Origin of the sequence: Caulobacter sp. D5, assembly GCF_003185805.1 — a bacterium.
Classification (GTDB): domain Bacteria; phylum Pseudomonadota; class Alphaproteobacteria; order Caulobacterales; family Caulobacteraceae; genus Caulobacter.
In genome coordinates this window covers 1-14532 of sequence record NZ_QHJY01000015.1, presented here as the reverse complement: position 1 = coordinate 14532, position 14532 = coordinate 1, and the positions used below count along the sequence as shown (strand labels likewise).

At 68.7% G+C, this 14532-nt stretch carries 9 protein-coding genes, 1 tRNA gene and 1 pseudogene; 2 read left to right on the top strand and 9 right to left on the bottom strand.

Annotation, left to right across the window (positions count from 1 at the left end):
• The first annotated feature begins 3 nt into the window (after positions 1–3).
• Positions 4–1035, top strand: coding sequence for an acyltransferase (locus DMC18_RS01315; protein WP_110132633.1), 1032 nt, complete (start codon positions 4–6; stop codon positions 1033–1035).
• A gap of 75 nt (positions 1036–1110) precedes the next feature.
• Here the strand turns inward: DMC18_RS01315 and DMC18_RS01310 are convergent.
• From DMC18_RS01310 to DMC18_RS26730, 6 genes and pseudogenes are all read right to left on the bottom strand, one after another.
• Positions 1111–1184 (bottom strand) — tRNA-Cys (locus DMC18_RS01310).
• Positions 1185–1278: 94 nt separating this feature from the next.
• On the bottom strand, positions 1279–2361 hold the full coding sequence (locus DMC18_RS01305; RefSeq protein ID WP_110132632.1) for a flavodoxin family protein: 1083 nt from the start codon (positions 2359–2361) through the stop codon (positions 1279–1281).
• 53 nt (positions 2362–2414) lie between these two features.
• Positions 2415–3539, bottom strand: a complete 1125-nt coding sequence (locus DMC18_RS01300) for an MFS transporter (RefSeq protein ID WP_233248027.1) — start codon at positions 3537–3539, stop codon at positions 2415–2417.
• A gap of 65 nt (positions 3540–3604) precedes the next feature.
• Positions 3605–5854 carry a TonB-dependent receptor gene (locus DMC18_RS01295; protein WP_110120952.1) on the bottom strand — a complete coding sequence of 750 codons (2250 nt, stop codon included), beginning with the start codon at positions 5852–5854 and terminating at the stop codon, positions 3605–3607.
• Between the two features lie 84 nt (positions 5855–5938).
• Positions 5939–6418, bottom strand: a complete 480-nt coding sequence (locus tag DMC18_RS26735; RefSeq protein ID WP_233245304.1) for a phosphatase PAP2 family protein — start codon at positions 6416–6418, stop codon at positions 5939–5941.
• A gap of 198 nt (positions 6419–6616) precedes the next feature.
• Positions 6617–7681, bottom strand: a pseudogene (locus tag DMC18_RS26730) (phosphatidylinositol-specific phospholipase C1-like protein); the annotation flags it as partial.
• A gap of 245 nt (positions 7682–7926) precedes the next feature.
• Here DMC18_RS26730 and DMC18_RS01285 point away from each other — a divergent pair.
• Positions 7927–10680 (top strand): TonB-dependent receptor, encoded by a 2754-nt coding sequence (locus DMC18_RS01285; RefSeq protein ID WP_110120954.1) that lies wholly within the window; start codon positions 7927–7929, stop codon positions 10678–10680.
• An 80-nt stretch (positions 10681–10760) separates the two neighbouring features.
• Here DMC18_RS01285 and DMC18_RS01280 read toward each other — a convergent pair whose 3' ends face one another.
• The 3 genes from DMC18_RS01280 to DMC18_RS01270 all read right to left on the bottom strand — a co-directional run.
• A complete protein-coding gene (locus tag DMC18_RS01280; RefSeq protein ID WP_110120955.1) occupies positions 10761–12119 on the bottom strand; it encodes a DUF1501 domain-containing protein in 1359 nt (452 codons plus the stop codon).
• Positions 12120–12122: 3 nt separating this feature from the next.
• Positions 12123–13835, bottom strand: a complete 1713-nt coding sequence (locus DMC18_RS01275) for a DUF1800 family protein (RefSeq protein ID WP_158285826.1) — start codon at positions 13833–13835, stop codon at positions 12123–12125.
• A gap of 73 nt (positions 13836–13908) precedes the next feature.
• On the bottom strand, positions 13909–14532 hold a 624-nt coding region (locus tag DMC18_RS01270), incomplete at its 5' end, for an ATPase, T2SS/T4P/T4SS family (RefSeq protein ID WP_199232526.1).

Sequence of the window (14532 nt, the reverse complement as noted above, 5' to 3'; positions counted from 1 at the left end):
TGAATGTGTGTGTGGTGGCCCATGTCGAATACGGTCGAGAATCGCCTCCAGCATCTTGATGGCTGGCGAGGACTCGCGATCTTGAGCGTTCTGGTCGGTCATTTCGTGACCACCAAGTGGCTCAATCTCGGACGCTTCGGCGTCGAATTGTTCTTCGTGCTCAGCGGCCGGCTGATGGCCGAGATCCTGTTCGTCAAGCAGGTCCCGCTGGCCAGCTTCTTCCCGCGCCGCATCTCGCGCGTCTATCCGGCGCTGCTGGTGTTCTGCACGATCATGTTCCTGGCCGCGCCGTTGCTGAACGGGCAGGGGCCGGACCTGAAGCAGTATCTGAGCGCCATCACCTTCACCGCCAACTACGCCCAGGGCCTGGTCGGCCGCAGCCCGGCGCTCGACCACATCTGGTCGCTGTGCGTCGAGGAGCACATGTACGTTCTGCTGGGTCTGGTGGCCCTGTGGAGCCGCAGCCGCGACGGCGAGGTCCCGGTGGCGACGATCTGCTTCGGCCTGGCGCTGGCGGCGATGGTCAACGGCCTGCTGCAGACCCTGGCCGGCGGCGGCTACAACGAGGTCTACTGGCGTAGCGACGTGCGCGGCGCCTCGATCCTGCTGGCCGCGGCCTTCTACCTGAAGCTTCGCGAGGAGCCGACGGGCCTGCTGGCCTCGCCCTGGGCGGCGCTGGTGCTCGGCGCCCTGGGCCTGGTCTTCAGCTTCGACAAGGTTCCCGACCCGGTGAAGTACAGCCTGGGCACCGCCTGCGTGGCGCTGAGCCTGTGCCTGGCGCACCGCCTGCCCGCCGTGCTGCTGAACCTGTTACAGCACCCGATCCTGATCCGGACGGGCCTTTATTCCTATTCGCTCTATCTGTGGCAGCAGCCGTTCTACAAGGCGGGGCACAACGCGGTCAGCAAGCTGGCCCTGCTGCCGATCGCCATCGTCGTGGCCCTGGTCAGCTTCTACCTGATCGAGCAGCCCGCGCGTCGCTTCCTCAACGGTCTGCTGGAGCGCCGTCTCAAGCCCGCGCCGGCTGCCGGCTGACACGGTCCGCGCGACGGCGTGAGAGCGCCGTCGCGCAGGCGGCCCGCGGCGAGGTTTTCGAAGAAGAGAAGAGGGTGGAGGCCCGGCCCGGAATCGAACCGGGGTGCACGGATTTGCAGTCCGCTGCGTCACCACTCCGCCACCGGGCCACCGGGTCGACACAAGCTGCGTCGGCGAAGAGGGCGGATGGCTATCAGACGGCGGCCGCGCTCGCAATGGCCAACTTCGCTTCGTCCCCAGTGATCACTTCTGGCGTGGCGGTTTGAGCGCGCGGCCGGCCATCAGCAGGGTTCCGGCGTGGTTGGCGTGGGCGGCTTGCGCCAGGGTGCGGGCGGCGTTGCGAACCTCGTCCTGGATCGCCTGGTCGGCGTCGAGCGCCTCGTGGTTGGTGGCGTAGGGCTGCCAGTAGCCGATGTAGCGGTCGAGTTCGGCGTTCACCCCGGCGGGGACCAGGTCCATGAACCTCAGCCAGTCCGACAGGCTGCGGCGCACGTTCTCGGCCCCCTCGACGTCGCCGTGCACGACCACCGAGAACACCCGGCCCTCCAGGTGCTTGGGATAGTCCCAGCCGGCCAGCTCGATCGCCTTGGCCTCGTCGGCCTTCTTGCCGTGGGTCAGGGTCGGATCGGGATTGCCGCCGTCGGCGCAGACCAGCCGGTCCATCATCAGCTTCAGCGGCGAGCTGACCTGGTACCAGTTGACCGGCGTGATGATCATCACCCCGTGGGCCTCGACCCACAGCGGGTAGATGGCGTTCATCCAGTCGTCGACCTGGCCCAGCGAGTAGTTCGGGTAGCAGGAGCACGGCCAGTGGCAGAGCGGGGCGGCGGTCGAGAAGCAGGCCTTGCAGGGGTGGATCGTCCGGCCAAACTCCGAGGTCAGGCGCGACAGGTCGAGGATCTCGACGCTGATGTCGTCGGCCTCGAACACTTCGCGGGCCAGCTCCGCCAGCCGGAACGACTTCGACATCTCGCCGGGGCAGGTGTGCTCGCTGCGCGACGAGGCGTTGACGATCAGCACGCGGCAGGGGCCGTCCTTGTCGTCGTGGCGGGCTTGCGCGGCCTTGATGTCGGCCTTGGCCCGCAGCCAGTCGATGGCCAGGTCGTAGTCGGGGTCGTGATAGCCCGCGCCGGCCTTGCGGGTGTGCGGAGACTTGCGGTGGTTGTCATAGGCGTCCCAGGCGGCGTCGGCGATCTTGCCCAGTTCCGCCTGCAAGGGCTCGAAGGCCGGATCGACATAGCGCGAGAGGAACCGCTGTCGGAACGTCGCCTCGTCGAGCCGGGGGCTGGGCATGCCTTTGCGAGGCTCGGGAACGGGCTTGGACATCACGGCTCCTGGCCGGCGCGTTGCGGTGCGCCGGTTCGGAGCCAACGGAGCCGCTAAGCCGGCGGTTCCTCGCGCTGCCGTGTCAGGTGCAGGCCGGCGATCAGGGCCAGGGTGACCAGCGCCAGGCCGCCGGCCAGCCAGACGGCCTGCCGCACGTCGTGCTCGCCGACGATCAGGGCGGCCAGCAGCGGTCCGGTCGCGCAGCCCAGCAGGCTGGCGCCGGGGCCCAGCAGGGCGGCGCGCCGGCTGGGATCGGCCTCGATGGCCAGCGGGGTCAGGAACGGCGAGGCGAACAGCCAGGCGAAACCGAACAGGCCCGAGGCGGCCAGGAAGGCCGGGGCCGGGGGCAGGGCGGCGAACACCAGCAGGCAGGCCGCCGCCGCGATCACGCCCACGGCCAGCGACACGAACCACGACACCCGCCCCGCCAGGGCCGTCGCCGCCGAGCCTCCCGCCACCTGGGCGGCCAGGGAGATCGAGAAGGCCAGGCCCGCCACCTTCGGCGCGTGTCCGGCCTGGCGCGACAGCGGCTCGGCGTAGATCCACAGGGCGAGGATGAAGGCCTGGAAGCAGAACACCGCCAGCAGGGCGACCCAGCCGCGCGGGCTGGGCAGGCCTCCCTTCAAGGCGTTCGGGGGCGCGTCATCGGCCTGGGGCAGGGCGGTCCAGGCGCGCGGGGCCAGGAAGCCCGCCGCCACGGCCGATGCGGCCAGGCCCGTCAGCACCACGAAGCCGCCGTCCGGCCCGAACCGGTCGATGACCAGGGCGCTCAAGGTCGCCACCACGGCCAGCTGGATCAGGGTCTGGACGGTCAGGTAGATCCCCGACCAGCGATCGGGGCGCGGCGAGCGCACGATCATGCCGGTCACCACCCAGATCAGCGCCCCGGCCGGCAGGCCCGCCAGGGCGCGGACCAGCACCAGCAGTCCGCCGTCCACCTGCGTCGAGGCCAGGTTCAGCGCCGCCAGGAAACAGCCGCAGGCGATCGCCGCCGGTCTGAGACGTCTGGCGCCGAAAGCCGGGCCCAGCAGCGCCGCCCCGACCCCCATGGCCGCCAGCTCGGCCATTCCGGCCAGGCCGATCTCCATGGCGCTGAGCCGTCCCGCCGCCTCCAGCCCGCCCAGCAGCAGCGGCCCGACGCCGGGAAACAGCACGCCGACGACGCCGATCCACAGCACGGACAATCGCTCGACCAGGCTCGGCGCCGGCCCTATCCAGCTGGGGGGCTCCACGGCCTCGCCGCTCAATAGCGGGCCCGCAGATAGACGCCGTAGGTGCGCGGCGGTCCCATGCTGAAGGCGTCGAAGCCCAGGCCCTCGATGGCGGTGATGTCGAGGATGTTGGTCTCGTCGAACAGGTTCTTGCCCCACACGCCCAGTTCGTAGCGGCCGCCGTCCAGCTTCCAGCCGACCTGGCCGTTGACGAAGGTGCGGGCCTCGTCGCTCAGCCGCTCGGTGTTGGCGGTGTCGAAATAGACCTTGGAGCGGTGGGTGAAGTCCAGCTGGCCGGTGAAGTCGCCGACCGGCAGCGGGTGCTCGTAGCGGATGGCGCCGTTGAAGCTGAGCTTCGGAGCCGAGGGCAGGCGGTTGCCCGAATAGTCCTCGCCCACCGAGACGAAGTCCTCGTACTCGGCGTGCAGCAGCGAGGCGCCCAGCGTCAGCGACAGGCCTCGCGCTGGCCGGGCTTCGACCTCGGCCTCGGCGCCATAGACCCGGGCGGCCGAGGCGTTGGTGAAGTACTGCACGGTCAGCAGGCCGCGCTGGATGGTCGTGTAAACCTGCAGATCCTTGTAATCGTAGTAGAAGGCGGCCGCGTTCAGGCGCAGGCGGCGGTCGAGGAACTCGCTCTTGGCCCCGACCTCGAAGGCGTCGACGGTCTCGTCGGAATAGGGCTCGAGATCGGCCTCGTCGGCGGTCTGGCCGGTGAAGAAGCCGCCGCTCTTGTAGCCGCGATTGTAGGTCGCATAGAGGTTGGCGTCGTCGCTCAACGCGTAGCGCAGACCAAGGCGGCCCGACAGCGACTTGAAGCTCTTGTCGCCGTCGTGGACGAACAGGGTGACGAGGCCGTAGTCGACGTCGCTGACATAGTGGATGCTCTTGTCGTCGACCGAATAGCGCAGGCCGCCGGTGAAGGTCAGGCGCTCGGTCAGGTCGTAGTCGAACTGTCCGAACACCGCCCAGCTGCGCGACTTCAGCGTCAGGGGCCAGCCGAACACGCCGATGCTGTTGGCCGGGTCCATGCCGGTGGGATTGTCCACGGTCGGATTGCGCAGGTCGGACAGCACGTCGTAGTGGCTGTCGTTGGAAAGGTCGTCCTTGGCCCAGTAGAGGCCGGTCACCCAGCGCAGCGGACCTTCGCCGTTCGACTGCAGGCGGAACTCCTGGCTGGCCGTCTCCTGGAGCGCGATGTAGCGGGCGCTGATCACCTGCAGCGGGTTGGCGTCGGTGTCTTCCCAGTCGTCGCGGGCGGCGCGCTGGTAGCTGGTCACCGAGTAGAGGGTCATGTCTCCCAGGTCGTAGGAGACGTTGGCCGTCGCCCCGAACAGCTTGACGATGTCCTTGCCCTCGAACCGGTAGTCGCCCTCGTAGAGGTTTCCGCTGGTGTTGGCGTAGCCCAGCGCGTTGGTGCACTGGCCCGAGGTGTAGAAGCCGGCCTTGCAGAAGCCGTCGGCGCCGGTGGCTTCGGCCGTCTGCGGCAGGATCGAGCGGTTGTAGGTCCAGATCGAGCCGCCGCGCGACTGGTTCAGGCTCAGCGACAGGTCGGCGGTCAGCTTGTCGTCGGGTTTCCAGCGCAGGGCCGCGCGCAGCGCCCAGCGGTTGGCGTCGTTGCCCTTGTTCCCGGTCAGCCGGTTGGTCGTGTAGCCGTCGTTCTTGTCGTAGAGGCCGCTGATCCGGAACGACAGGTCATCGCCGGCGATCGGGCCGCCGAAGCCGCCCTGGGCGTTGACGGCGTTGAAGCGGCCGTACTCGACGGCGATGTCGCCGCCCGGCGTGCTCGACGGCTTCTTGGTGACCACGTTGATCGCCCCGCCGGTGGTGTTGCGGCCATAGAGCGTGCCCTGGGGTCCGCGCAGCACCTCGACCTGCTCCAGGTCGTAGAAGCCGGCCAGCTGGGCGAGCGGGGAGGCGATGTAGACCCCGTCGACATAGACGCCGACGGCGCTGGCCGTGCCCGGGTTGAAGTCGTTGACGCCGATGCCGCGAATGAACATCCGCGGATTGGCGGCGTTGTCGTCGGTCTTGATCTGCAGGCCCGGCGCCAGGCCCGACAGGGCCAGCACGTCGCCGACCCGCTGGTTCTGAAGCTGGGCGCCGGTCATGGCGGTCACCGAGACCGGCACGTCCTGCAAATTCTCGGCCCGTTTCTGGGCCGTGACGACGATCTCGTCGAGTGCGACCGGCGCGGCTTCACTTGCCGTCTGGGCCCGAGATGAGGTCGCGACCGCCATCAAGGCGACAGTCGCGACCCCGGCGAACACTTGCAGCTTGCGCACTACAAACCCCCCGCATGTCCGTACGAGGAGGATGCTAGCTATAACTATCGTTTTGGCAAGCGCCGTTCGACGAGTCGGGTTCGGCTATTTGTTTCCTGCTTTCGCCAGGGCGGCCGACACCTCGGCGCGGGCCATGTCGATGTCGAAGCGGAAGGCGGCCGAGCGGTGCTCGGCGGCGTAGATCACCGCCCCGGCCTGCAAGCCGGCCTCGGTGGCGCTGACGGTGTGCGAGCCGCAGATCCAGCGGCTCTCGGCATATTCCCGGCCGCGTGCGTAGAGGGCGTCGGCGCGCGAGGGGGCGACCTCGGCCAGGATCATCGCCACGTGCTCGCCGTGGGCCGAGTGGCCGGACGGATAGTCGGGATTGCCGGCCAGGTGGTCGGTCTTCGCTTCGCAGACGGGCGCCGCGTCCTTGCCGATATAGGGGCGCTTGGTCCCCCAGAAGGTCTTGGCCGCGCCGACCACCGAGCGGTCGTCGCCGGCCCGTTCGAGCAGGGCGGCCAGGATCGGCGCTTCCTGCGGCGTCAGGCGCACGCCCAGGGCGTCGGCGAAGTGGTCGAACATCGAGCCCTTGACGTCGGCGGTCGCCAGCGCCCAGCGCGGGGTGTCCTTCAGAGCGCGGCTGGCGTCGAAGATCGCCGCGTCAGAGATGGCGCGGGGTGAGCCTTGGGCCGGCGGAGCGGCCAGCACCTTGGTCAGGTCGGGGCGCTGGGCGGGAGCGAGATAGCCGGTGGCCGAGGCGCCCGCCGTCAGCTCCAGCGCGCCGTCGCAGCCCTTGGGGGCGCGGACGGGATTGCAGGCCGCCGCCTCGCCGCCGGGCAGGCGGGCGGTGTAGTTCCAGGGCAGGCGCGTGTCGGCCCACAGATAGTCGGTCGAGACGTACTGGGCGCCGCTGGTCAGGGCGGCCGTGCGCTGGGCGACGTCGCCGCTGCGGGCGGCCCAGGTGTCGGCGTCGGCGCGGGTGCGCACGATGAAGCCGGCCTTCACGGCCGCGGCGATGCGGTCCTTCTGGGCGATGGGGTCGTTGAGCGTCAGATAGGCGGCGGCCGGCGAGGCCTCGTCGGTGTTGACGAACATCGCCCGGCCTTCCAGCGAGGCGCGCTTGCCGCGATAGATCGCCACCTTCTCGGGACCCTCGTCGAGGGCGAAGAACACCTTGCCGCGCGCGGCCTCCAGCGTCGGCCAGCCGCCGGCCAGCACCGCCTCGCGCAGGGTCGCCTTCTTGCCGCGCACCAGGTCGGGATCGATCAGGCGGTCGGGGCCGAACACGCCGCGGATCTCGGCGTCCAGCGCGTCGAACGCTTTTTCATCGAAGGGAAGTGGCGTGACGCCGCCCGGGATGGAGGCCGCGCCTTCCTTGGCGTTGAGCATGATCAGGATCGGCACGTGGTCGCGATGGGCGTCCGACCAGGCGCGCACCAGCGACAGGCACTCCACGAAGGTCACGCACGAGCTGCGGAAATCGATGTCGGGCATGTGCAGGGTCTTGAAGCCCGGCTTGGCTAGGGCTTCGGCCACGCGGGGCGGCAGCACCGTCCCCCGGCCCAGCGCCGTCAGCGGCCTGGCGTAGAGGCCGCCGGCCGGATCATTGACGACGTCGATCTCCAGCTGCCGGGCGCCGGCGTCCAGCTGTTCGGCCAGCGGGCGGTGGGCGTAGTCGATGGCCAGCACCGGCTGGCCGCGCGCGGCGACCATGGCCGCCAGCTCGTCGGCGGGGATGGCCTGCTTGTAGGAATTGTGGGTGCCGACGGCCGTCAGGTCGTTCATCCGCAGCGGGGCGTCGCTCGCCGCCGCCGCCATCGCCATAACCGCCACCAAGCCGAACATGGGCCGCACTCCACCAGAACAAGCGGCCTCTCTAGCGGCGCCGCATGACGGTTAGACGTCAGCACCGCCGCCCCGATCTGCGACCGATACGCAATAAAATCGTGGATAGACGAGCGCCAAACGCTCGCTTCATACGCTCGTTATCGAACTCGTAACACACCGTCACAATTTCGCCCTAACCGCCCCGCCATCGCGCCGTGGCCCGCTCTCTGGAGGCTTCCGGCGATCCAGTTGCAGGGGGTCTCATGTCCACCACCAAGAAGGCGCTGTCGCTTAGCGCCGCTTCGGCCGTCCTGGCCTTCGCCATGCTGACGGCCCCGGCCCACGCCGCCGAGGTCGCTGCCGACACGCCGATCGCCACCGCTTCGGCCGATGACGCCAGCGAAGTCGACGCCATCGTCGTCCAGGGCTTCCGCAAGTCGCTGGGCGTCGCCCGCCAGATGAAGCGTGACAGCAGCATCGTCGCCGACGTCATCGTCGCCGAGGACATGGCCAAGTTCCCCGACCTGAACCTGGCCGAGTCGCTGCAGCGCCTGCCGGGCGTGGCCATCAACCGTGAAGCCGGCGAAGGCCGCCGCGTGTCCCTGCGCGGCCTGGGTCCCGACTATACCCGCGTGCAGCTGAACGGCATGGAAGTGCTGGGCAACGTCGACTCGCCGATGGACAGCCGCGGCCAGACCTCGCGCGACCGTGCGTTCGACTTCAACATCTTCGCCTCGGAGCTGTTCTCGAAGATCGACGTGCGCAAGTCGTTCTCGGCCGAGCAGGACGAAGGCGGCATGGCCGGCACCGTCGGCCTCTACACCGCCAAGCCGTTCGCCTATGACGGCCGCAAGATGGCGCTGTCGCTGCAGGGCGGCACCAACAGCGCCACCGAAGACTTCCAGCCGCGCGTCGCGGGCATGTTCAGCCAGAACTTCGACGACAAGTTCGGCGTGCTGGTCTCGGTCGCCTATTCCAAGCGCCAGGTCGAGGAGCAGGGCTACAACACCTACGGCGCGGGCCAGCAGAAGGCCAACGCCGCCAACGTCGTCAACCTCAGCGCTTCCGACGCCCTGAAGGCCACCAACGGCGAGCTGATCTTCCAGCGCGGCAACCGCCTGTCGGTCTGGGGCGCCGACAACGAGCGCCTGGGCGTGACGACGGCGCTGCAATGGCGCCCGGTCGAAAACGTGACCCTCACGCTCGACGGCCTGTACGGCAAGTTCTCCAACGACCGCAGCGAGAACCACCTGGCCACCCGCGCCAGCGTCGGCTCGACCATCCTCGGCGCGGCCACCCCGCACTCGGGCGTCACGACCGCCGCCCCGGTGCTGCGCTCGATCCAGTACGACCAGTACAACACGATCATCTACGCCGACGTCGCCAACACGGTGTTCGCCACCGAGACCCGTCGCCAGGAGACCGAGAACACCTTCAAGCAGCTGGTCCTGACCGGCGAGTGGGAGGTTTCCGACAAGCTGAAGTTCGACGGCCACATCGGCCAGGAGACCTCGGACTACGACATCCCGATCTCGGACAAGTTCTACACCGAGGCCTTCGGCGACCTGATCACCGACTACCGCGGCAAGACGGCCAAGAACATCTACGGCTGGGACACCACCGACCCCAACAACTACCGCGCCCACGAGATCGACTTCTCGGCCACCTACCAGACGACGAAGCTGAAGAACGCCGAGTTCAACGGCTCCTACCAGTTCGACGACACCTTCACCCTGAAGGGCGGCGTGTCGTTCCGCGGCTTCGAGAACTCGGGCTACACCCAGACCAACGACGACGTGAACAAGACGGCCTGGGAAAAGGGCACGCTCGATGACCACGTCAACAGCTACTACAAGATCTTCCGCGAGCACGACGACCAGTCCTGGCTGATCGTCGACTGGAACAAGGCCCTGGCGGCCTACAACGTCACCCGCACCCTGGGCGCGCCCAAGTCGATCTACGCGGTGCAGGAAGACACCAACGCCGGCTACCTGCAGCTGGACTGGAAGACCGAGCTGGCCGGCATGCGGCTGCGCGGCAACGTCGGCGCCCGCGCCTACGACACCGAGCTGACCTCGACCGGCGTCATGGCCGTGCGCGGCGTCAACACCCCGACCACCGTCAAGAAGAGCTATTCGGGCGTGCTGCCGGCATTCAACGCCGTGCTGGAAGTCAACGACCAGTTCCAGATCCGCGCCGCCGCGGCCCAGAACATCAACCGTCCGTCCCTGGCCGCCTACGCCATGAACGGCTCGATCAGCGTCGATGGCTCGACCGTCACGGTGTCGAGCGGCAATCCGAACCTCGACCCCTACACCTCGGACGAGTTCGACCTGTCGGCCGAGTGGTACTTCGGCAGCATCGGCATGCTGACCGCCGGCGTCTTCCACAAGAAGATCGACAACCTGGTCAGCAGCACGACGACCAACGCCCTCTATTCCGACACGGGCCTGGCCGAGGGCCTGGTGACGGGCGTCACCGCCTCGACTCCGGTGATCTACACCCGCTCGGTCAACAACGCCTCGGCCACGCTGAGCGGTCTGGAACTGAGCGCCCAGAGCGATTTCTTCTTCCTGCCCGGTCCGCTGAAGAACCTGGGCATGGTCGCCAACCTGACGCTGATCGACTCCGAGACCACCAACAAGATCAACGGCAAGGACGTGAAGGGCCAGATCTACGGCCTGTCGGACGTCAACACCAACATCACGCTCTACTACGAGACCACGAAGTGGGGCGCGCGGGTGTCGTCGAACTACCGTTCGGACTACACGATCGACAGCGGCGGCTTCGAGGCCACCACCTATGTCGATGCGGCCGCCTTCTACCAGCTCAGCCCGCGCATCCGCCTGACGCTGGACGGGGTGAACCTGACCGACGAGCGCGAGGCGCAGTACAACAGCTTCTACGTCTACAACTCGACCACCGGCGTGAACGTGACCCAGCCGGGCGCCCACCGCCTGTGGAACCACACCAAGAGCGGCCGGACCGTCTTCTTCGGCGCCAACATCCAGTTCTAAGGTTTAGGCCAGGACTGAAAGAGCAACGCCCCGGAGCCGAAAGGCTCCGGGGCGTCGTCGTTTTCGGCTCCAGTCTAGCCCTAGCCGAACAGCGGCACGGGACCGCGCCCGCCGCCGTTCCAGGTCGCCCAGTTGGGGAAGACATAGGGCAGGTCGGTGGCGGACACGCCGTACCACTGGGCGATGGCCCCGACATATTCCTCGACCGCGATGGTCGGGATCCAGCGGCCGTCGTTATAGGCGTCGTCGGGGCCGCCGAAGGCGGTGTCGGGATAGGCGCCGTGCACCTTGCGCGAGGCCAGGCCCGCGCCGAGCACCAGGTGGTTGGAGCCCCAGGCGTGGTCGGTGCCGGCGCTGGCGTTGGCTTTGAACACCCGCCCGAAGTCCGACATCGTGAAGGCGGTGACGTTGTTGGCCAGGCCCAGCGCCTTCATGGCGTTGTAGAAACCGGCCAGGGCCATGGCGAGATCGGCGTAGAGCGAGGCGTGGACGGCGACCTCGTTGGTGTGGGTGTCGTAGCCGCCCTGGCTGACGAAGAAGGTCTGCTTGGCGTGGCCCAGGGTGTTGCGGGCCTCGATCATCCGCGCCGCCCGCAGCAGCTGGCGGGAGATGTCGCTGGTCAGGGCCGCGCCGGTGTTCGGGTTCTTGAAGTACTGGTCCACCACCGAGGTGGTCGAGCTGATGATCGTGTTGGCCGTCGCCGCCTGGGCGTAGGCCGACGACATGCCCCGGCCGGTCAGGTCGGTCACCGCGCCGAACGCCGAGGCGTCCGAGAAGGTGTTCAGCGCCGCCTGGCGGGCCACGACGGCCGCGTCGGTGCTGGCGGCGTTGTAGCCGGTGCGGGTGATGCTACCGCTCGAGGGCAGGATCAGCGGCGACTTGCGGCTGCCCAGCAGGGCCAGCTGCGAGCCGGCGATCGAGACCAGCGGCGGCAGCTCGGCCGCGTCGGCGCGGTCGAGGATGCGGCCCATGTAGCCGTCGAGGTTCTTCTCGCGCGTCCGCATGCCCTGCCACTGGTTCTGCTGGTCCTCGTGGGACATCAGGTTCAGCGGCCGCAGGTCCGGGCGGGTCTGGTAGAGGCTCTTGGTCAGCGGCTGGAACAGGGTGCCGGTGTTGAGCACGACGCTCAGCGCGCCCTCGTCCCAGGCGGTCTTCAGCGGGGCCATGGCGGCGTTCAGGCCGAAGGCCGTGCCGGTCAGCGGGACCAGGCTGTCCTGCTTCAGGGCGATCGCGCCGCGCTGGCTGGCGTAGGCGGCGTAACGGTCGTCGTTGGGCACGACCATGTTCCAGGCGTCGTTGCCGCCGAACAGGAACACCCCGACCATCGCGCGATAGCTGGAGGTGTCGGCGATGGCGGCCGAGATGCCGATCTGGGTCAGGGCGGCGGTGGCGGAGGCGCCGGCCAGCAGCCGGCCGAAGTCACGTCGGGAAAGGGTCATGGCTCAGCGGTCGACTTGGAATTGCGGGGACGAGGCGACGATGTAGAGGGCGACCTGCGCCCGCTTTCGCGCCTGGACGGCGGGGTCGGTGTTCTTGACGGCGGCCATGGCCGACGACAGCGCGGCGCGCTGGGCCGAGGTCATGGTGCCGTTCAGGAACACGAGGTCGATGCGGTCGAGCATCTTGGCCTCGTCGGCGGCCAGGGCCTCCCACTCGGTCCACGGCAACTCGACGGCGGTCGAGCCGGTGATGGTCGACTGGACCTTGAACTCGGTGCGGGTGGCCTCGCCGGCCATGGTCCAGTCCCAGGCCAGGTTGTGGCGGGCGATCATGGTCGAGGTGGTCATCAGCTTGCTGACCGGGCTGGCTTCGCCCGCGCCCAGCGGCAGCGGGAAGTCGTAAGGGTAGAAGTTGAACACTGAGGTGGCGCGGAAAGGCATCTGGCCCAGGGCGTTGTCGCGGTAATAGAAGGCGTAGCCGTCCGACTTCAGGCCCATGCCGCGCGCGAGACCCGTCAGGAACAGCACCGGCTCCTTGACCTTGCCCGGGGTGGCGGCCGAGCCGCGCGCCTCGGTGTCGGTCAGGATCGCCTTGATCACCGCCTTCATGTCGCCGCGCACGCCCGCGCCGTTGTCGGCGAAGACCGCGGACACCCGGCCCACATAGGCCGGCGACGGGTTGGCCAGCACCAGCTGCTGGATCAGCCGCTTGCTGATGAACGGGGCGGTGTTGGGGTGGTTGAAGACGGTGTCGACCACGGTGTCGACATTGGCCTGGGGCGTGGCGTCGGCGGCGATGGTGGCGCCCAGGAAGGTCTTGGCCTTGGTGTCGAACCGCGCCGTGTTGACGATCATCGGCTTTGAGTAGTCGATCTTCGTGCCGTCGCTGATCGCCGCGCCGTCGAGGCGGGCGTAGGTCCAGCCCGTCAGGGCGCGGGCCACTTCCTTGACCTCGGCGTTGCTGTAGGTGGCGATCACCGCCCCGTCGGCGCCGGTCTTGGTCGTGCCGTCGGCGTTCAGCAGCACCGTGCCCACCGAGAACAGCTGCATCAGTTCGCGGGCGTAGTTCTCGTTGGGGGCCGACTTGTTGCTGTCGACCATGTCGAGGAAGTTGCCCATGAACGGGTTCAGGGTGACCTCGCGCAGGATGTCCTTGTAGTTGCCGAACGCGTTGCTCAGCAGGATCTGGTTGAAGGTCGCCAGGCCCGCGGTGGTGTGCACCTCCAGGTCCGAGGCCACGACGATCTGCGACAGGGCGAAGGCCACGCGCTGGCGCAGCTGGTCGTCCTTGCCCACGGCGTTGGAATAGAACCGCATCGACATCGGCAGGGCGCCGAAGTTGTCGCGGTTGCAGTTGTTGAGGTCGGTGCCGGTCAGGCCCTGGGCCGAGCAGAAGGTTGTCGCCACCGGCTTGGCGGCGATGTCGGCGTAACTGCTGCCGCTCAGGGCGAACTGCTGGTCGATCCAGGCCGAGGCGCTCTTGGCGGCCACGATCTGGTCGATCAGGGCCGGTGTCGGGCCGAAGGTGGCCTGCTTGGCCAGGCGCGCGGCCTCGGCCGCCGAGATCACCACGGGCGCGGGCGGGGTGGTCGGCGTCGTGCCGCCGCTGTTCTGGGGCGTCGACGACGAGCCGCCGCCTCCACCGCCGCCGCCGCAGGCCGAGAGCACGAGGGCGAGGCCTGCCCCCGCCGTGGACGCCAGAAGTTTCATACGCATTGCACAGAGGTTCCCGATCACGCCCGCGGGACGGGCGCGTTGAAGCTGGTGATGAGGTGGATGGAAGCGGCCGCTATCGGTCGATGAAGACGATCTCCCGGACGGCGCGGACGCCGTCCTGGCGATGGAGTTGGACGAAGACGTCGACGACGCGTTCGACATGGTCGATCACGTCCTGGCGTCGCAGGTTGGCGCCGGCCTGGAGGGCCATCAGCGCCAGCTGTTCGATGGCCCCGCGCGGGTCGTCGGCGTGGACCGTGGTCATCGAGCCGGGATGGCCGCTGGAGACGGCGCGCAGGAAGCTGAAGGCCTCCGCGCCGCGCAGCTCGCCCAGGATGATGCGGTCGGGCCGCAGGCGCAGGGAGGCTTGCAGCAGATCCTCGGTCCCGACCCGGGCCTGGCCCTGGTCGCCCTTGGCGGCCACCAGGCCGACGGCGTTGGCGTGGACGAGGCGGATCTCGGGCGCGTCCTCGATCAGGACGAGGCGCTGGTCGCGCGGCACTTCCTTCAGAAGGGCGTTGAGGAAGGTGGTCTTGCCGGTCGAGGTGCCACCGCTGACCACGATGTTCTTGCCCGCGCGCACCGCCGCCGACAGGAAGCCGCGCACGTCGCCGGCGTCGAGCAGGGCCCGCAGGGCCGCGTCGGGCCGGGCCAGGGGCGCGGTGGCGCGGTCGAAGGCGCCGGCCGCGGCGTAGTC